Origin of the sequence: Methylocystis sp. (assembly GCF_051061285.1) — a bacterium.
In the GTDB taxonomy this organism is placed as follows: Bacteria; Pseudomonadota; Alphaproteobacteria; order Rhizobiales; family Beijerinckiaceae; genus Methylocystis.
The window spans coordinates 230,477-248,067 of record NZ_JBPFEA010000031.1; the positions used below are offsets into that span (position 1 = coordinate 230,477).

The 17,591-nt window shown below is 62.9% G+C and carries 19 protein-coding genes and 1 pseudogene; 12 read left to right on the forward strand and 8 right to left on the reverse strand.

The window, feature by feature from the left end:
• The first annotated feature begins 76 nt into the window (after window positions 1-76).
• Window positions 77-2,257 carry a sodium-translocating pyrophosphatase gene (locus tag ACR65T_RS11765; RefSeq protein WP_434496647.1) on the forward strand — a complete coding sequence of 727 codons (2,181 nt, stop codon included), beginning with the start codon at window positions 77-79 and terminating at the stop codon, window positions 2,255-2,257.
• A gap of 79 nt (window positions 2,258-2,336) precedes the next feature.
• On the opposite strand, the gene ACR65T_RS11770 is transcribed toward ACR65T_RS11765, so the two are convergent.
• A complete protein-coding gene (locus ACR65T_RS11770) occupies window positions 2,337-2,720 on the reverse strand; it encodes a nuclear transport factor 2 family protein (RefSeq protein WP_434496648.1) in 384 nt (127 codons plus the stop codon).
• 240 nt (window positions 2,721-2,960) lie between these two features.
• Between ACR65T_RS11770 and ACR65T_RS11775 the strand changes: the two genes are divergently transcribed.
• The 3 genes from ACR65T_RS11775 (at window position 2,961) to ACR65T_RS11785 (ending at window position 5,735) form a co-directional block, all read left to right on the forward strand.
• Complete coding sequence (locus ACR65T_RS11775) at window positions 2,961-3,179, forward strand: hypothetical protein (RefSeq protein WP_434496649.1); 219 nt, start codon at window positions 2,961-2,963, stop codon at window positions 3,177-3,179.
• On the forward strand, window positions 3,176-3,556 hold the full coding sequence (locus ACR65T_RS11780) for a type II toxin-antitoxin system death-on-curing family toxin (protein ID WP_434496650.1): 381 nt from the start codon (window positions 3,176-3,178) through the stop codon (window positions 3,554-3,556). The genes ACR65T_RS11775 and ACR65T_RS11780 overlap by 4 nt, the downstream gene beginning before the upstream one ends.
• Before the next feature lie 145 nt (window positions 3,557-3,701).
• The gene (locus ACR65T_RS11785; protein ID WP_434496651.1) at window positions 3,702-5,735 is read left to right on the forward strand and encodes an NAD(+) synthase; all 2,034 of its coding nucleotides are present in this window, start codon (window positions 3,702-3,704) and stop codon (window positions 5,733-5,735) included.
• Between the two features lie 64 nt (window positions 5,736-5,799).
• On the opposite strand, the gene ACR65T_RS11790 is transcribed toward ACR65T_RS11785, so the two are convergent.
• Window positions 5,800-5,973 carry a DUF1328 domain-containing protein gene (locus tag ACR65T_RS11790; protein WP_123175971.1) on the reverse strand — a complete coding sequence of 58 codons (174 nt, stop codon included), beginning with the start codon at window positions 5,971-5,973 and terminating at the stop codon, window positions 5,800-5,802.
• A gap of 155 nt (window positions 5,974-6,128) precedes the next feature.
• Between ACR65T_RS11790 and ACR65T_RS11795 the strand changes: the two genes are divergently transcribed.
• A complete protein-coding gene (locus ACR65T_RS11795; protein WP_434496652.1) occupies window positions 6,129-6,794 on the forward strand; it encodes a DUF6629 family protein in 666 nt (221 codons plus the stop codon).
• On the opposite strand, the gene ACR65T_RS11800 is transcribed toward ACR65T_RS11795, so the two are convergent.
• The gene (locus ACR65T_RS11800; protein ID WP_434496653.1) at window positions 6,791-7,657 is read right to left on the reverse strand and encodes a D-amino-acid transaminase; all 867 of its coding nucleotides are present in this window, start codon (window positions 7,655-7,657) and stop codon (window positions 6,791-6,793) included. The genes ACR65T_RS11795 and ACR65T_RS11800 overlap by 4 nt on opposite strands.
• A gap of 213 nt (window positions 7,658-7,870) precedes the next feature.
• Between ACR65T_RS11800 and ACR65T_RS11805 the strand changes: the two genes are divergently transcribed.
• Window positions 7,871-9,271, forward strand: coding sequence for a hypothetical protein (locus ACR65T_RS11805; protein ID WP_434496654.1), 1,401 nt, complete (start codon window positions 7,871-7,873; stop codon window positions 9,269-9,271).
• The gene (locus ACR65T_RS11810) at window positions 9,268-10,335 is read left to right on the forward strand and encodes a M14 family metallopeptidase (RefSeq protein WP_434496655.1); all 1,068 of its coding nucleotides are present in this window, start codon (window positions 9,268-9,270) and stop codon (window positions 10,333-10,335) included. Before ACR65T_RS11805 ends, ACR65T_RS11810 begins: the two co-directional genes overlap by 4 nt.
• On the opposite strand, the gene ACR65T_RS11815 is transcribed toward ACR65T_RS11810, so the two are convergent.
• The 4 genes and pseudogenes from ACR65T_RS11815 to ACR65T_RS11830 form a co-directional block, all read right to left on the reverse strand.
• On the reverse strand, window positions 10,332-10,700 hold the full coding sequence (locus ACR65T_RS11815) for a copper-binding protein (protein WP_434496656.1): 369 nt from the start codon (window positions 10,698-10,700) through the stop codon (window positions 10,332-10,334). The two genes, ACR65T_RS11810 and ACR65T_RS11815, sit on opposite strands and share 4 nt — an antisense overlap.
• 30 nt (window positions 10,701-10,730) lie before the next feature.
• The gene (locus ACR65T_RS11820; RefSeq protein ID WP_434496657.1) at window positions 10,731-11,174 is read right to left on the reverse strand and encodes a four-helix bundle copper-binding protein; all 444 of its coding nucleotides are present in this window, start codon (window positions 11,172-11,174) and stop codon (window positions 10,731-10,733) included.
• Between the two features lie 93 nt (window positions 11,175-11,267).
• A pseudogene (locus ACR65T_RS11825) lies at window positions 11,268-11,619 on the reverse strand (DUF938 domain-containing protein).
• 2 nt (window positions 11,620-11,621) lie between these two features.
• Window positions 11,622-11,834 (reverse strand): DUF938 domain-containing protein, encoded by a 213-nt coding sequence (locus ACR65T_RS11830; RefSeq protein ID WP_434496658.1) that lies wholly within the window; start codon window positions 11,832-11,834, stop codon window positions 11,622-11,624.
• Window positions 11,835-12,104: 270 nt separating this feature from the next.
• Between ACR65T_RS11830 and ACR65T_RS11835 the strand changes: the two genes are divergently transcribed.
• Window positions 12,105-12,425: a hypothetical protein gene (locus ACR65T_RS11835; protein ID WP_434496659.1), complete on the forward strand. Its 321-nt coding sequence runs from the start codon at window positions 12,105-12,107 to the stop codon at window positions 12,423-12,425.
• A 54-nt stretch (window positions 12,426-12,479) separates the two neighbouring features.
• Here ACR65T_RS11835 and ACR65T_RS11840 read toward each other — a convergent pair whose 3' ends face one another.
• The gene (locus ACR65T_RS11840) at window positions 12,480-13,445 is read right to left on the reverse strand and encodes an endonuclease/exonuclease/phosphatase family protein (protein WP_434496660.1); all 966 of its coding nucleotides are present in this window, start codon (window positions 13,443-13,445) and stop codon (window positions 12,480-12,482) included.
• Window positions 13,446-13,549: 104 nt separating this feature from the next.
• On the opposite strand from ACR65T_RS11840, the gene ACR65T_RS11845 reads away from it, so the two are divergent.
• From ACR65T_RS11845 to ACR65T_RS11860, 4 genes are all read left to right on the forward strand, one after another.
• Window positions 13,550-14,239, forward strand: a complete 690-nt coding sequence (locus tag ACR65T_RS11845) for a Crp/Fnr family transcriptional regulator (protein WP_434496661.1) — start codon at window positions 13,550-13,552, stop codon at window positions 14,237-14,239.
• Window positions 14,240-14,344: 105 nt separating this feature from the next.
• Window positions 14,345-14,746, forward strand: a complete 402-nt coding sequence (locus ACR65T_RS11850) for a polysaccharide deacetylase (protein ID WP_434496662.1) — start codon at window positions 14,345-14,347, stop codon at window positions 14,744-14,746.
• A 265-nt stretch (window positions 14,747-15,011) separates the two neighbouring features.
• Window positions 15,012-16,370: a tetratricopeptide repeat protein gene (locus ACR65T_RS11855; RefSeq protein ID WP_434496663.1), complete on the forward strand. Its 1,359-nt coding sequence runs from the start codon at window positions 15,012-15,014 to the stop codon at window positions 16,368-16,370.
• Between the two features lie 12 nt (window positions 16,371-16,382).
• Window positions 16,383-17,531 carry a FecR family protein gene (locus tag ACR65T_RS11860; protein ID WP_434496664.1) on the forward strand — a complete coding sequence of 383 codons (1,149 nt, stop codon included), beginning with the start codon at window positions 16,383-16,385 and terminating at the stop codon, window positions 17,529-17,531.
• Window positions 17,532-17,591: the final 60 nt, after the last annotated feature.

Below are 17,591 nucleotides of genomic sequence, written 5' to 3' on the forward strand. Positions count from 1 at the left end.
TGTTGCGCGACTCCGTTCGCGGCGACGCGACCAATTCGGCCAATTCGGGGTCGAAGAACGAAAAGGCGAAGCCAAAATGGTTCTGTTTCTAACCATCGTCTTCGGATTGATGTCTATCGTCTATGGCGTGAAGACCTCGCAGGAATTGCTCGCGGCCGATCCGGGGTCGGCGCGGATGCAGGAAATTTCGGGCGCCGTCGCCGAGGGCGCGCAGGCCTATCTCAATCGCCAGTATAAGACCATCGCCATGGTTGGCGGCGTGATCTTCGTCATTCTCGTCATCCTGCTCGGCTGGGCGGTCGCCTTCGGATTCATGCTTGGCGCAGTGCTCTCCGGCGCGGCCGGCTATATCGGCATGAACGTCTCGGTGCGCGCCAATGTCCGCACCGCGCAGGCGGCGACCAAATCGCTCGCCGGCGGCCTCGACATCGCCTTCAAGGCGGGCGCGGTCACCGGACTTCTGGTCGCCGGCCTCGCGCTGCTTGGAGTCGCGGTTTATTACGCGATCCTGACCTGGTTCGTTGGCTATGCGCCTTCGGATCGCACGGTCGTCGACGCGCTCGTGGCGCTCGGCTTTGGCGGATCGCTGATCTCGATTTTCGCCCGTCTCGGCGGCGGCATCTTCACCAAGGGCGCCGACGTCGGCGCCGACCTCGTCGGCAAGGTCGAGGCCGGCATTCCCGAGGACGACCCACGCAATCCCGCCACGATCGCCGACAATGTCGGCGACAATGTCGGCGACTGCGCCGGCATGGCGGCCGACCTCTTCGAAACCTATGCGGTGACGGTCGTCGCCACCATGGTGCTCGCCTCGATCTTCTTCGCCGGTCAGGAAGGCCTGTCGTCGGCGATGATCTATCCGCTCGCGATCGGCGGCCTTTCGATCCTCACTTCGATCGCCGGCACTTATTTCGTGAAAATGGGCGACGACGACACGGAATGGGGCAAATTCGCCGCGCCCTATTTCAAAAAGCTCGGCATCGACGATTCCATCATGGGCGCGCTTTACAAGGGCCTTATCGCCGCGGGCGTGCTGTCGGTCGGAGGGCTCTTCCTGGCGACGACGTTCACCGTCGGCTGGGGCGAGATCGGCAAGGCGAATGGCGAAGCCATCCACGGCTACGGCCTATTCCTCTCCGGGGTGCTGGGCCTGATCGTCACGGGCGCCATCGTCTACATCACCGAATATTACACCGCCACCGGCAAGCGTCCGGTGGTGTCCATCGCGCAGGCGTCGGTGACGGGCCACGGCACCAATGTCATCCAGGGCCTCGCCGTGTCGCTTGAATCGACCGCGGCGCCGGCGCTCGTCATCGTGCTTGGCATTATCCTCACCTATGAGCTCGGCGGGCTCTATGGCACGGCGATCGCGGTGACGACGATGCTGGGCCTCGCCGGCATGGTCGTGGCGCTAGACGCCTTCGGCCCGGTCACCGACAACGCCGGCGGCATCGCCGAAATGGCGGGACTGCCGAAGGAAGTGCGTCGCAACACCGACGCGCTCGACGCCGTGGGCAACACCACGAAGGCCGTCACCAAGGGCTACGCCATCGGCTCGGCGGGCCTCGGCGCGCTGGTGCTTTTCGCCGCCTACACGAACGATCTGAAGCATTTCATCGATACCGACGTGCCGTTTTTCAAAGGGCTGGGGAAGATCGACTTCGAGCTCTCCAATCCCTATGTCGTCGCGGGTCTCATCTTTGGCGGCCTCATTCCCTATCTCTTCGGCGGCATCGCCATGACGGCGGTGGGCCGCGCGGCGGGCTCGGTGGTCGTCGAGGTGCGCCGTCAGTTCAAGGAAAAGCCTGGCATCATGGCGGGCACGGACCGGCCGGATTACGGCCGCGCCGTCGATATGCTGACGCAGGCGGCGATCAAGGAAATGATCGTGCCGTCGCTGCTGCCGGTGCTGGCGCCGATCGTCGCCTTCGTCATCGCCTGGATCCTTGGCGGCAAGGCCAACGCCTTCGCGGCGCTGGGCGCGTTGCTGCTGGGCGTCATCGTCAACGGGCTCTTCGTCGCCATTTCGATGACCTCGGGCGGCGGCGCCTGGGACAACGCCAAGAAGTCCTTCGAAGACGGCTTCATCGACAAGGACGGCGTCAAGCATGAGAAGGGTTCGGAGGCCCACAAGGCGGCGGTGACCGGCGACACCGTCGGCGACCCCTACAAGGACACCGCCGGCCCCGCCGTGAATCCGGCGATCAAGATCACCAATATCGTGGCGCTGCTGATGCTGGCGATCCTGGCGCACTGAGGCGTCGCGCAAAGCAATTTTGAGAGGGCGGGGGAGACCCCGCCCTTTTGCTTTGGGAAAGGTCCGCTCTCCCCTTCATTCACCTCCGGGATGTCTCAAAATCCGCCCGAAGATGCGCCGTGTCGTAAATGATCACGATTTTCGTGAACTGATTTCTGTCCTCCGAAAGCTCGAAAACATCTACGCATTCGAAGGTGGCCGCCCTGCCGCTCTTCAATGTCCAGACATAGCGAAAATGAAGCGCCACCGCAGACCCGCTGGCGGAGCTGTCGAAGATGTTCAGGAGCGTGGTTTCGGAACGGCTCGTGACTGCAAACAGCTCGGCATAGAACTCCCTGGCGGGTCGGACGCCATAAAGCGGAGAGTGAGCAACAGCGTCGGCGGTGAAAAGGCTGCACAGGGCGGATAGATCGCTCCTGTCCAGCGCGTTCAAGTAGCTCTTGCAGAGGACTTCCGCTTCCATTCCGCCGGTCTCCATCGCCAGGCGCCATCATAGCAGGCGCCATCATAGATTGACTGCTCTACAAAACGGACGGGTCGTTAACCCTCCGTCTCGCGTTCTGAATGGAAATGTTCGGCCGATTGCAGAGCGGAGCTTTCGCTTTCCGTCCTTGCTGGAATTCCAACCGATCCACTGGCGCATCTTGACGTTTCTTGATGAAACAAGATAGATATTTCACTCTGCAGGAAGACGATGGCCGCCATGCGCGAGAAGTTCGCCACTCAGGTCGATAAGGATCTGCTCGCCGAGATCCGCAAGATCGCAAAGGATGAGGGGCGGCAGCTTCAGTCCATCATCGAGGACGCGCTGCGCGCGCATGTCGAGGAACGCAGCAAGGCGAAACCGCGGCGTCACGTCATGGACGCCTATCGTTCGAGCGTGTCGCGCTACGGCGGGCTTTACGAAAAACTCGCCAAGTGAGCGGCAGGCGAACCGACTATCTGACAGTCGCCGAGATACTCGCCATTCACAGTGATCTGATCGAACGTTACGGCGGCGCGGCGGGCGTGCGCGATCCTGGTCAGCTCGAAGCGGCGTTGTTTCGCCCGCAAACCGGCTATTACGCCGACGAGATCGCGCAAGCGGCTGCGCTGTGGGAAAGTCTTTCACAGAACCACGCCTTCGTCGACGGCAACAAGCGTGTCGCCTTCGCGGCGATGTTCGCCTTTCTCACCGTCAATGGAATTTCACTTACGGCGAATGCGGACGAAGCGTGGAGCTTCGCTTCGACGCTCTACGAAAAAAGCGCATTTCGCTTCGAGACGCTGGAGGCGTGGTTGCGCCAGAACTGCCGATGAAATCATTCAGCTTACGTCTGAACCACCTGCGCCTCTCGACGACTGGCGCGGGCCAGTCCGCGCCATGTGACTTTCCCGCGGGCGTCTTGCATTATCACGATGGACAAGCGCTCCAGTCGAACCCTCGGCCGCCCGGGCGGACTTCATGACCCATCCCTTCTACTGCCTTCACACGCATGGCTTCGTTCGTGTCGCCGTCGCGACGCCGAACGTGCGAGTCGCCGATCCGGCGTTTAACGTCGCGCGGACGATCGAACTGGCGCGCCAGGCGGATCAGCACGGCGCTTCGCTGGCGCTGTTTCCCGAGCTGGGCATGTCCTCTTACGCGATCGACGATCTCTTGCAGCAGGAAGCGTTGCTCGGCGCCGTCGACGCGGCGCTCGTCGAACTCGTTGAGGCTTCCTGCGGCATTCATCCGCTGATTGTCGTCGGCGCGCCGCTGCGCCACCGCGGCCGTCTCTATAATTGCGCCGTGGCGATCCTGCGCGGCCGCGTGCTCGCGGTGACGCCCAAGGTCTATCTGCCGAACTATCGCGAGTTTTACGAACAGCGCCATTTCGCCTCGGGCGCTTTCATCTCTGGCGAGGACATCGCGGTCGCCGGACAAACCGCGCCGTTCGGCTCCGATACGCTGCTCGAAGCGACGGATTTTCCCGGACTCGTGATCCACACCGAGATTTGCGAGGACGTATGGGTTCCCATTCCCCCTTCGGCGCGCGCCGCGCTGGCGGGCGCCACCGTGCTGCTCAATCTCTCCGCGTCCAATGCGATCGTCGGCAAGTCGGATTATCGCGAGACGCTATGCAGCGCGCATTCGGCGCGCTGCCTTGCCGCCTATCTCTATTCGGCGGCGGGGCAGGGCGAGTCGACGACCGACCTCGCCTGGGACGGCGAAGCGCTGATCTGCGAGAGGGGCGAGGTTCTCGCCAAGGCGCCGCGCTTTTCCGATGAACCGCAGCTGGCGCTCGCCGATGTCGATATCGGCCGTCTTCTTGCCGAGCGCATGCGGCAGGGGACATTCGGCGCCTGCGCCGACGTGGAGCAGGGAGCGACGCATTATCGCCGCATCGCGTTCGAACTTGCCCCGACCTGCGATCGCGATCTTGGGTTTCTGCGCGAGGTCGGGCGCTTCCCGTTCGTTCCGGCGGATGAAACGCGGCTCGCCGAGCTTTGCTTCGAGGCGTTCAACATACAATCGCACGGCCTTGAACAACGGCTGCGCGCCACGAAAATCAAAAAGGCGGTGATCGGCGTCTCTGGCGGACTCGACTCTACTCAGGCGCTGCTCGTCGCGGTGACGGCGATGGATGCGCTCGGTCTGCCGCGCGAAAATGTGCTCGGCTTCACTCTGCCGGCCTTCGCCACGAGCGAAAGCACCAAGGTTAACGCCTGGCGGCTGATGCGCGCGCTCGGCGTCACCGCGCAAGAAATCGATGTCGCCGCGGCTTGCAAGCAAATGCTCGCCGACATCGATCACCCGGCTGCGCGCGGAGAGGCGGTTTACGACACGACTTACGAGAATGTGCAGGCGGGCGCGCGCACGTCGCTGCTGTTTCGTCTTGCCAATCGCCATGGCGCGCTCGTCATTGGCACTGGCGACCTGTCCGAGCTCGCCCTCGGTTGGTCCACCTATGGCGTTGGCGATCAGATGTCGCATTACAACGTCAACGCCTCTGTCCCCAAGACGCTGATTCAGCACCTCATCCGCTGGTGCGCTCGAGACGCGCGATTTGGCGCGGAAACGGCGGCGGTGCTTGAGGACGTTCTCGCGACGGAAATCTCCCCCGAGCTTGTGCCCGGCGAAGCGAGACAGCGGACCGAGGAAACGGTCGGGCCATATGCGCTGCAGGATTTCAATCTTTACTATGCGACGCGCTATGGATTTACGCCGGCGAAGATCGCTTTTCTCGCTTGGCGCGCCTGGCGGCATGCAGCTGCGGGCTCATGGCCTGTAGGCGTCGGCGAAGAGGACAAGGTCGCTTATGACCTCTCGACGATCAAACATTGGCTCGGCGTTTTCGTGAAGCGATTCTTTGAGGGAAGCCAGTTCAAGCGATCGGCGCTGCCCAATGGCCCCAAAGTCAGTTCGGGAGGGTCGCTGTCGCCGCGCGGCGATTGGCGCGCGCCATCGGATTCGGTCGCGAACGCGTGGCTGAGTTCGCTCGACGACATTCCCTGACGCCGACAAGCCGGCCGCTCACGAAAAGCGGCCGGCTCATAACCTACGGACGAGCGATGACCGCTCAGGCGCGCCGGATCAGGCCGAGAACGACCGACACGACCAGCAGAATCAGCGCCAGCCAGAACAATATCCGCGCGCCATCCACCGCGACGCCGGCGACGCCACCAAAGCCCAGAAAGCCGGCGATGAGAGCGACGACCAGAAACACGACGGCCCAATACAGAAGGTTGCCCATTTTTGACCTCCGCGTGTGAACTCACGTCCTAGAACGCGTCTGCTCCACACATGTTCCGGCGCGAACTCATCCCAGCTATTGCTCAGGTCTCGACGCAGGCGAAATCCGCAATTAAAGTCGTTCGAAGCGTTAACGTCCATTTGGGCTGAAATGCTATGTGCTATTCGCTTGAGGCAAGCATTACGGCCGGGCTCGGCCTGGGGTTGGCGGGCTACGGTATGGTTGCAAAAGCGCTGCGCCACGACCGGCGCATGTTGCTGTTCGCCGCATTCCCGCTGGTGTTTTCTGCGCATCAGTTCGTCGAGGCTGCGGTATGGCTCACGCGGAACGATCCCGTCGCCGGGCAGCCCTTCCGCTATCTCTACACCTTAATCGCCTTTGCGATGTGGCCCGTGCTGACGCCAGCGGCCGCCGCTTATGCGGAATCGGATCCGGAGCGAAATCGTCTTTGGTGGACCATGGGCGGCGTAGGCTTTGTCCTGGCCGCCTATCTTATCGCCAAACTCGCCGGCGCCGACGGCATCGACCTGTCGGTCTATCGGCACTCGCTCGCTTATGATCCATTGTTCGAGCGCCCGCCGCTGGCGACGGACTTTCTCTATCTCTTGTTGACGGTCGCGCCGCTCATCTTGAGCGAGCGCAGGGCGATCAAAATTTTCGGCGTCGCGGTGTTCTTGACGTTTGTCATGGCGCTCGCAGCAAATCGTCCGGCTTGGTATTCCGTGTGGTGTCTCGCTGCGGCGGTGTTCAGTTTTGTCATTGCCTTCGCGATCGAAGAAGAGCGCAGCTCTGACTACGATGAGCTGGAAATGCAGCGCTAGTCGGTCCGGGACGTCGTCGTCGCCCATTCGATGTAGCGCTGGCGCAGCAGGCGACTCGTGTCGCCCGGCGCGCCAGATCCGATGGGGCGGCCATCTAGCGAGACGACCGGCAGCACAAGATTGGAGGCGCTCGTGAGGAAGGCTTCCTTCGCCTCATAGGCCTCGGCGACCGAGAAACTGCGCTCCTCGACGGTCAATCCTTCCCGCTCCGCGATCACCTGCACGGCTCTGCGTGTGCAGCCGGGAAGAACTGCACAGGAGTTTAGACGTGTCACGAGCACGTTCGCGCCGGTGAGGATGAAGGCGGTCGAGGAGGAGCCTTCGGTCACGAAACCGTCCTGATCAACCATCCAAGCCTCCTGGCAGCCGCCCTCGAGCGCCGCTTGCTTCGCCAGCACTTGCGCGAGCAGCGCCGTGCTCTTGATGTCGCGTCGCGCCCACCGCAGATCCGGAACAGTAAGCGCTTTCACGCCGGTTTCGGCGGCGGGCGAGGCGATGATGTTTTTCTTCTGAGCGAAGGCGACGAACGTCGGCGCCGCTTCCGCGGGAAACCCGAACTCGCGTTCGGCCGCGGCGCCTCTGGTGATCTGCAAATAGACGAGGCCTTCGCTCAAACCGTTTCTTGCGACGAGTTCGGCTTCAACTTCCGCGATGCGCGATACTGGAATGGGACTTCCGATACGCAGTTCGCCTAGGGAGCGCTCGAGGCGCGAAAGATGCGATTCATTATCGATCAGCCTTCCGCCGAAGACGGCCGCAACCTCATAGACGCCGTCGGCGAACAGGAAGCCGCGGTCGAGAATCGACACGCGCGCCTCGTCGATGGGGATGTAAGCGCCGTTCACGTAAGCGATATCAGACACGGTTGGCTCCCTGGAGAAGGGAGCGCAATCTACAGCAGCGCGGCTTGTCCTGTCGCCGCTTCGGGCTCTATCGATAGGGCGGGGGATGCCTAAATAGAATCATCTGCGGCGGATCGCCCCTGAGGGCCCCTCGCGACCTCGGTCGCGGACGCCGTTGCGCTGGCGCGCGTGAGAAGCGCAAAAACTGCGCTTACACTCGGGAAGGGGGATCCTTTGGGCGAGGAAATCAAGACCACGGGCTTCACGCCCGCCGACAAGGCGCGCTTTGCCGGCCGGCTCGCGCAGGAAACGCATCTCGCCCGCGCCCTGTTTGAACAGGACAAATTTTCGCGTGACGGCCACATGGTCGGCTTCGAAATCGAAACCTGGATCGTCGACCACAATTATGCGCCGTCCTCGATCAACCAAAATCTCCTGGAAACCCTCAATCATCCGCTCGTCGTGCCGGAGCTGTCGCGCTTTAACGTCGAGTTGAATTGCGCGCCCTTCCGCCTCAAGGGCGACGCGCTGACGCAGGCGCACAATTCGCTGACGGATCTATGGGCAAAATGCAACGACGTGGCCCATCAGCTCGACGCCAATCTGGTGATGATCGGCACGCTGCCCACGATCCGCGACAGCGATCTGACGATTGCCAATATGTCGCCGCTCAACCGCTACTATGCGCTCAACCAGGAAGTGCTTCGTCTGCGCGGGGGGCAGCCCTTGCACGTCAACATCGCCGGCCGCGACCGCCTTGCGTCCCAGCACAAAGATGTGATGCTCGAGGCTGCGACCACCTCGTTTCAAATCCATCTCAAGGCCCCGGCCGATCTGGCGCATCTCTATTACAACGCCTCAGTGGCGGCGTCGGGACCGATCCTGGCGGCCTGCGGCAACGCGCCTTTCCTGTTCGGCAAGGCGTTGTGGGAGGAAACGCGCATTCCGCTGTTCGAACAGGCGGTGAAGGTGCCAGGCCCGGCCAGGGTCAGCATGGGTTCAGGCTATGCGACTCATTCTTTGATCGAAGTGTTCGAAGAAAATTTGCGCGACTATGACTCGCTGCTTCCGATGGCCTATGACGATCCGCCGGAGGCGATGCGCCACCTGCGGCTGCATAATGGCGTCATCTGGCGCTGGAATCGTCCGCTGATCGGCTTCGACGAAAGCGGCGCGCCGCATCTGCGCGTCGAACACCGCATTCTGCCCTCGGGACCAACCTTCATCGACATGATGGCGAACGCCGCGCTTTATTTGGGTCTCGCGCGCGCCATCGCCATGAGCGGGAACTACGGCGCCGGCGGCGTCGGCTTCGCTGACGCCAAACGAAATTTTTACGCCGCGGCGCGTTTTGGCCTCGACGCCAAGCTCGAATGGCCGGGCGAAGGCGAGATCGCCGCCGATCGTCTGCTGCTCGATCGGCTCATTCCCGACGCCCGGGCGGGGCTTCGCGACCTGGGCGTCGCCGAAGCCGATTTCCTCGATATCATCGAAGCTCGGGTGCAGACGCGGCAGACCGGGGCGGCTTGGCAGCGAAAAGCCCTTGAGGCGCGCGGCGGGGACCTTTATGGCCTGATGGCGGCCTATTGCGAGCGCCAGCGGAGCGGCGCGCCCGTCCATCAGTGGGAAATATGAGGAGAACAGTGACCGACGCGCCCTGCGCCCTGCTCGACCGGCTGCCCGACGGATTTCTCGATTGTCCCGCCAATCGCCTGAAGGACATCCTTCCCCGACCGACCCTGTTCGACCTTCCGGGCCGCGACCCGCAACCGTTGTTCGTGTCGACGCTGCTGCACGGAAATGAGACGAGCGGGCTCGCCGCCGTGCAGGAGATTCTGCGCCGTCACGCCGCGAGCGGTCTCAATCGGTCGCTCATTCTGTTCATCGGCAATGTCGAAGCGGCGGCGGCGAATGTGCGCACGCTCCCAAGTCAGCGCGACTTCAACCGGGTGTGGCGCGGCACGGCCTTTCCCGACGATCCGCTCGCGCATATGGCGCGCTGGATTTACGAATACGTCGAGAAGCGCCGAGCTTTCGCCGCCGTCGACATCCACAACAACACCGGTTTCAATCCTCACTACAGCTGCATCACCAAGCTTGAGCCGAAATATGTCGCGCTTGCGCAGCTTTTCTCCCGCATTGTCGTGCATTTTCAGCGCCCGCGCGGCACTAGCGCAGCGGCCTTCGCCGAACTTTGTCCGGCGATCACAGTCGAATGCGGCAAGTCGGGCGCCGATGCCGGCGTGGCGCATGCCGTCGAATTGCTCGAGGCCTGCCTCTCGATCGCAGAGCTTCCCGACCATGCGCCGGCTCCGCAGGACGTCGAATTGCTGCGCACATTCGCCATCGTGAAGCCGCCTGCCGGCGCAAGCTTCTCCTTTGACGGAACGCCGGCGGATTTTGTCTTCCGCCCCGATATCGACCATTTGAATTTTAGCGAATTGGGCGCCGGCGCCTCTTTCGGCGCGTTGGGCCACGAGGACGCGCGCCTCGAAGTCCTCTCCGGCGACGGATTCGACACGCCGCCGATCAACTATTTCGATTACGCGGGAGGCGAAATCAGGCTCGCGCGTCCCGCCATCCCGGCCATGCTGACAGTTGATCGCCGCGCGGTGCAGCAGGATTGTCTATGCTATCTGATGCACCGCATCGGCATGGACGGTCTGGGATATAGCCGCACTGACGCGAACGCGCATTAGGGTTTCTCCGGCCGCACGTCCTCGATGACATAGAGTCCTTTCGCGTCGCGACTGATCGTGAATTTGATCTTCATGCCTTTCGACAGGCTGGAGAGGTCGACGTTCGGCGCGACGCGAAACGCCATTGTCATGGGTGACATTTCCAAGGGACCCGAGACCGGACCATGCGTGATCATGATCCGTCGCTCGTCCGCGTCGACCGCCCGGACGACGCCCTCGCCTTGCCCCGTCGTCTTCTCCGGCTTTTCCGTCGCCTGGGCGACAGTGTAGCGCGGCGCGCCTTGAAGCACCGCGCTGGCCGCGGCGCCGCCAATCCCGACAGAGATGGCGGCGCATGCCGCGACGCGCGCAAATCGCGTCTTCATCGAAGCTCCCGATCTTGCTGCTGAGGTCGGCTAGACTTTACGGCACTCGTCGGCGCATTTCTGGCACGCTTTGCCGCAGGCCACGCATTCGGCGATCTTCGGAAACTTGTCGCATTGCTTCTTGCAGTCCTCGCAAATCAAAGCGACCGTTTTCGCCAGCGCGACGGTATGCGACGAGTTGAGCGCCGCCAGCGATGCGAGCGCATTGCATGCAGCGACAAGCTGCAGCGAGGCGTCCGCACATTCGGCCATGCTCGTGTCTTTCATCGCAAACATGCCAAGACAGTGCCGAAGACAGTCATTGCCTGTGGAGACGCATTCGATGCTCGCATTTTCCAGGTTTTTGTAGAGCGGCGGATGCATATCCTCCATTTTGGCCGCGCTGTCCTGTTGGCCGGTAGCCTGAGCAAACGCTTGTGTGGCGGAGACGACGGCGGCGGCGGTTCCGACTGCAATGAATTCGCGACGTTCCATGGTCTTTCTCCAGGTGGGCTTCACTATACTTACCGAGGGGACCCGCTCGCGGGTTCCATCGGGATGGCTGCGCTCATGTCATCTTTGAGGGATTCATTTGTGACCGTGACGCTCGAGTCGAAGGCGATTGTGTATCGACGTCTCGTCATGTGCGATGAAAGATGACGCTGAGATTACTGGCGGGCATGTCCACGACGGGCATGTCCACGATTTGAGGCTCTCCAAACCTTTCTCCCGCGCGCGGGCCGCGACATCTTCCAGATCGCGGACGCCCCATGCGGCGTTGCGAGCGGGAAGGCTCGCATCAAATTCGGCGCGGCTCGACGCTATGCGCGCCGCCGCGCCTGTATAGACCGTATAAATAGAGCGGCGCTCCCGCGGACAAGGTCCTGACTCCGCTCTCGAACAAAGCCTCTGTCGCGCTCCTGGGGGAAATGTGCGTCATGTTTATGCAGACGATGGCTTTATGCAGACGATGGCGTCCGCCGCACGGATCGGCCAGGGAATTTGCTCTGCCTTCAGCGCAAGCGGCGCACCCACATTGGCAAGTTCCATGGAGCTAGTCCAGCCGGAAATGCTCGCGCGCGCTTCACCGCTCGGTTCCGACGGACGGAATGTCAGCCCGGGCGGATGCTGCGCGAAGAGCCGATCGTCATTCATATTTTTCTCTCAGTTGCAGGAGCAACGCTAAAGAAGCTCTACGGTGTTCAAATTGCACACTCATGACGTGGGCTTAAGCTACGTCGAAACGTAGCGATTTACATACGGTCATCCACTCGAAGCGAAGCCCTTGGCTGTTCGTAGGCATGAAATTTGATACGCCTCATGGCGCAGGCGCGCGTCAGACGGTCGTTGTCGTCCAAGGGCGTCTGCGCGACGGCGTGCAAAAGCTCGTCGCTTGCTGTGTTGAACTGCCGTGGGTCTTGCAAAATGTCTCAGCGCTTCGAGCTCGTCGCCTCAACGCATCGATCGTTTGTCGCATTGGCGACGCTCCGCCTGCTCGGTCACCCCTTGCGGCGCTTTACCAAAGAAGAGGCGGCGATCCTTTCGCGGGCCCTCGACTCCGTCGCGACGGGCGACCGCGGCGAACAGCAGATCTATATGAGCCCCATCGCCAGCGATCATGACTTCGACGCGAGAGTCGAACAGAGCGGCGTTGTCCTCTCCTCGGAAGGTCACGGAGACGTCAAACTGGACTGGAGCGAAGCGCGCGCCCTGGCCGAAGAGTTGAGATCGTTTGCGTTCGGCTAGCGGGGACGTTTTACGCTTGAGCGGCGCGTTGGGGCTCCCAAGCGGCGCCGCGGTCTATTTTGCGACGAGCTCGAACCGCGCGACCACGGGCGCGTGAAGCGATCCCTCGACAGGTCCTTCTGCGTAGACTTCGTCCTGCAGCCCTTCGTTCAAGATCGTGGTCTCGCGCCAATTGGCGGCCAATGCGCGTGAGGCAAGGAGGTGGTCGATCAGCGTTGGACGTCCCGCATGCACCACGGTGAAGCGCCGCGACGGCTCGACCCGCTCTTCCAAGGCGACGAGGGCCCGGTCCCCTTCCGCCGCTTCGTCTCCGCCGCCGCGCAAGAGTCTCGTCGGCGCGTCATGCTCGTCGGCGTTGAAGTCGCCGGCAATCGCGATCTGCGCCTCCGGCTCGGCGTCAAAGAGAGTCTCGGCGAACAGCCGGGCCTCCAGGGCTTGGCCTTCGCGCTTGAGCGCGGCCACGAACTGGCCCTCGATTTGCGCGCGGCTCGATCCGAAGCCGCGCGCCGTCGCGATAGGAATGGCGCGCGGCGCGCGTAGATGCAGATTGACGACGTGGAGCGCGCCGCCGTTGGGAAGCGCGACAGCAGCGTAGAGCAGGGGCCTGTCCCAAGCGATCTCGACCGGCTCCGGCTGGGAGCCGTCGGCGTCGCGCGGCGGCGGCCAGACCCATCGCGCCACAATATCGTGGTGGATTTGCCGTTGCGCGCGCATCGGCCATCGTGAAAGGATTGCGAGATTATGCACGTCGGCGGGGGCGTCGCCGCCCGGCCTGACGGTCGTCGCCCGATGAAAGTTCGCGTATCTGGTCGTCGCCAGCAACTCATCGAGCGCGATATATCGCCGCGCGCCGTGCTTATGAAGTCTCTGCGCATGGATTTCCTGCAGGCACAATATATCGGCGTCGAGCGCCTCCAGCAGTGGGCGTAGCGCGTCGCTTCGGCGCGCAAACGCCTCCGGTTTGGTCCCCGACCAATCGAGATTTTCTAGATTGAAGGTCGCGAGTCGGAACGCTTGCATCGTCAATCCTCGCCCGAAGAGTCTGCATCCGCCAGCAGATTGCGCCTCGACGAGGTCGACATTTAGCGGCAATATCGGCGCTATTTCCAATCCAGGAGCGCGATGTGTCCCTATTTGACGGGATTCCTTTCTTTGTTGGCCTAGACCCCACGCGCGGCGAACAGCTGGCGCGGCAATGCGTGCGCAGGCGCTACGCCGAGCATGAGCTGGTCCTCGATTTCGACGATCCTTCGACCGATGTGTATTTCATTGTCAGCGGCGACGTTCGAGTGCTGATACGAACCGCCGCCGGCAAGGAGATGATCTTCGGGGACTTCGGACCGGGCAAATTCTTCGGCGAGATGGCGGCGGTCGACGGGGCGAAGCGCTCCGCCAATGTGACGGCGCTCACCAACGCGGAACTTTTGCTGGCGCCGCCAGCGGTCTTCAAGGAGATCCTGTTCAGCGAGCCGGAGATTTGCGAGCGGCTGTTGCGTCTGCTGACGGCGCGGGTGCGGGAACTGAATACGCGCCTGTTCGAGCGCTCGGTGCTCGACCTTAAGCATCGGCTCTATTCCGAATTGTTGCGCATGTCGGCGCCGCGCAAAGGATCGATGGGGCAGGCGATCGTGTCGCCGCCGCCGTTTCAGCATGATCTCGCCGCCCGAATCGGTTGTCGGCGCGAACAGGTCAGCCGCGAACTCTCGGCCATGATCGACGAAGGCCTCGCCGAAAAAATTCGCGGCGGTCTCGTGTTGTTGCGCCCGTCGGTCCTGGAGAAGCGGGTTCAAGAGGCGCTCAACGAAGCCGAATGACCCTTGTGCGTTCTCGCACAAACAGATGAGAGACGAGGCGCTACCGTCGCTATGCTGCCGACAAGAGGCAAAGGACCGGCAGAGCAAGCGACTGGGAGAACCCAAATGATTCCCGAATTGACGCCGATCGAGCGTTGCGCCGAAGTGGCGGGTCTGCGCGGTCATGAACTCATCCTGGGCGTGAGCCCCAGCGACAAGCACCATCGCATGCTGGCGCGATACCGCCGGGCCGTGTCGCTCGACGCCGCGCGCGGACGAGTCGTCGCCGACATCCGCAACGCGGTGGAGATCGGCGCGTCGCGCCGCGCCGCCGACTTGCTGATCGTGCTGCGCTGGCTCCTCGCGCCGGGCGCGTCTTGCGACGATTCACGCGCCATCGCGCGTTCGCGCCGCCGCGCGTTCTCGGCGCGCTGGCGTAGGGGCGTCATTCCGTCGCCGGTCGCCGGGCAGTCGTCGACTGAACGCGGTGAAATCAGCTCTCTCTTCGATGGCGAGCGGCGGCGCTAGCCGCGCGTCGCGCCTGTGGTTTCAAGGCAACACCCGAGAATTTGTTGTGTCCGCCGTTTGCGCGCGAAGAACGCGCGGAAAGGCCCATAAGCCGTTGCTGCAAAGCGTTAATTCGTAGCAGACGCAGTGCGCCGTCGCGTCGTTCTCTTTGGCGCGTCGTCCGGCGCTAGCTTGCTACTCCAGGCGACATGAGTCAGCTTCCGGTTCAGCTGACGGACACGGCTTCGATCGCCGTTTTCCGATTTTTTACGGGGGCTTGCCATTTATGTTCGCATATAGAGCGGCGCCGAGGCTTTTGGGCGCATTGTTTGCCGCATTCGCACTTTTCAGTCCGGCTCTGGCGCAGGAGGATCCGCGCGCCGAACAGGAGCGCCTCGCATCCTATATTCAGCATAATCCAACCGACTATGACGCGACCTATCGCTACGTCCTGCTGTCGACGGAGCTACGCGACTATGAAGCGGGAATCGGCGCGCTTGAACGCATGCTGATGTTCAACCCGAACTTGTCCCGCGCCCGAAAGGAGCTTGGTTTCCTTTATGCGCGGCTCGGCGCCTATGAACTCTCGGCGCAGCATTTGCGCAACGCGCTCGCCGAAGGCGGCCTCGATGCGGTTCAGGTGGCTCAGGTCGAAGCGCAGTTGCCCGATATCGAGAAGCGCACGCAAGCCAATCGGCTTTATCTGCGGATGCACGTCGGCCTGCGGGCGCAATCGAACGCCAATTTCTTCCCGACCAATAATCTCTTCCAGGTCGGCGGCGTCGGCGTCGCGTCGGCCGCCTCGCGCAAGGGCGACATCAACAGCTTCCAATTGGTGCAGGCCGCGCATGACCTGGATTTTCAGAATGGGCGCGGCGACCAGCTCGAGACGCGCGTGACGGGCTACGCCACCGAGCAGTTTCGCCTGCCGCAGTACAGCGTCGCGCTGTTCGCCGGCTCCATCGGGCCGCGCATTCATATCGCGCCCGATCTTTATCCGGGCCTCTCGATCAAGCCATACCTGACCGGCGCGGTGGCGCTGCTCGGCGGCAGCAATTATCTGAACGCCGGCGGCGCCGGCATGAGTTTCGGCGCGGAACTCAGTCCCAACCTGTGGTTCGAGCCGGGCGCCGAATGGCGGGCGATCTGGGTTAATCCCGCGCCGGGCTACCTCGGTTCTCTCGGTTTTTCGCCTTATTCGACAGTATCGACGTTGGCGACTGGCGACGTCGTCACCGGCTATTTGAGCAGCTCATACAGACTGACCAACGACCTGAGGCTTGAAGGTCGCGTCGCCTATACGCGCGCATGGGCAGGCAATCCGCAGCAATCTTCCGATCAGGTTGACGTCCAGGCGATGCTGCGGCTCGAGGTCGACCCGCCATTTCCAATCATTCCGCGCCGATGGACCTTCGCGCCTTATGGCCGCTTTACGCATCTTGCCTTCGACGCCGCCAATCCGGTGATCAATCCCTTCGTCGCGCGTCGAGACACCGTCTGGATCGGCGGCGTGATGGTGGACTTGCCGATCACCCCCTATCTCGGTTTCGCCGGCAACGTCGAATATGCGCGCAACGATTCAAATCTGCCGAATTTCAAGACTGACAACGTATCCGTCAGTTTCGGGCCAACGGCAAAGTTCTGACGGAGACGATAAATGAAAAAGTTCTCCGCGGCCGCCACAACCGCTCTCGCGCTCGTCGCCGGCCCCGCGCTCGCAGATAACGTCGGGAATGTCGGCGCGGTCAATCAGAGTGCGCACGGCACGCCGCCGGGCGCCGCGAAGCGCTCGCTATCGGTCGGTCTTGGCGTGCAGCGGCGCGAACGCATCGAGACGAGTCCGTACGGCAGCGCCCAGATCGTCTTTAACGACACATCGACGATGACCGTCGGACGCAACAGCGCCGTCACCGTTGACGACTTCGTCTATTCACGAGGCGGAGGCGGTCAGCAGGGCGTATCGATGGCGAAGGGCGTCATGCGCTTCGTCGGCGGCGGCGTCAGCCACGAAGGCGGCACAAGGCTGCGAACCCCGACGGCGTCGATTGGCGTGCGCGGCGGGACGGCGCTGGTTCGTATCGGCGGCTCCTGCGGCACGCTCGTCGTGCACCAATATGGCTTCATCGACGTTGGCGGCCAGGCGCTCACGCGCCCGGGCTATGGCGTTTGCGCGCCGAGCGGCGGGCCAGTGTCGGCGCCTTTCCTCGTGCCGCCCGAGACGATCGCGGAAATCGTCGCCGCGTTGGAGAGCGGCAAAAGGCAGCGTGGCGGCGCCAAGCGCACGCCGACAAACGAAGAGGCGAATCTTGCGCTCGGCAATGATCGTCCGCCGGACGTCGTCAGTCCGCCGGGACTCGACGCGCTGGGTCCGGTTTGGTTCGGCAATGCGCTCGTGCAGAGCCGCGCCAATGTCGACAATCAGCCTGCTCCGCTGCCGACGCCAGCGCGCCAAGGCGGAAACGACGGCCACCACGACGATCCTGATCACGGCGGCCACGGCGGACATGATCACGGTGGTCACGAGGGCGGTCATGGCGGTCATGGCGAGGGCGGTCATGGCGGCCACGGCGAGGGCGGTCACGGCGGTCACGGCGAGGGCGGTCATGGCGGCCATGGCGAGGGCGGTCATGGCGGTCACGGCGAAGGCGGCCATGGTGGTGGCGGCGAAGGCGGCCACGGCGGTGGCTATGAAGGCGGTGAGGGCGGCCAGTACGGCGGCGGTGAGGGTGGCGACGGCGGCGCAGGCGGCAATGGAGGTCTCTTCGGGAGCGGCGGTCCAGTTGCGATTGATGGGCCGGGCAACTAGTTCTACGACGTCGCCAGCCTCTCCGATCGCCACGGCGGCGGCGTGACCGTCCTGCGAGGT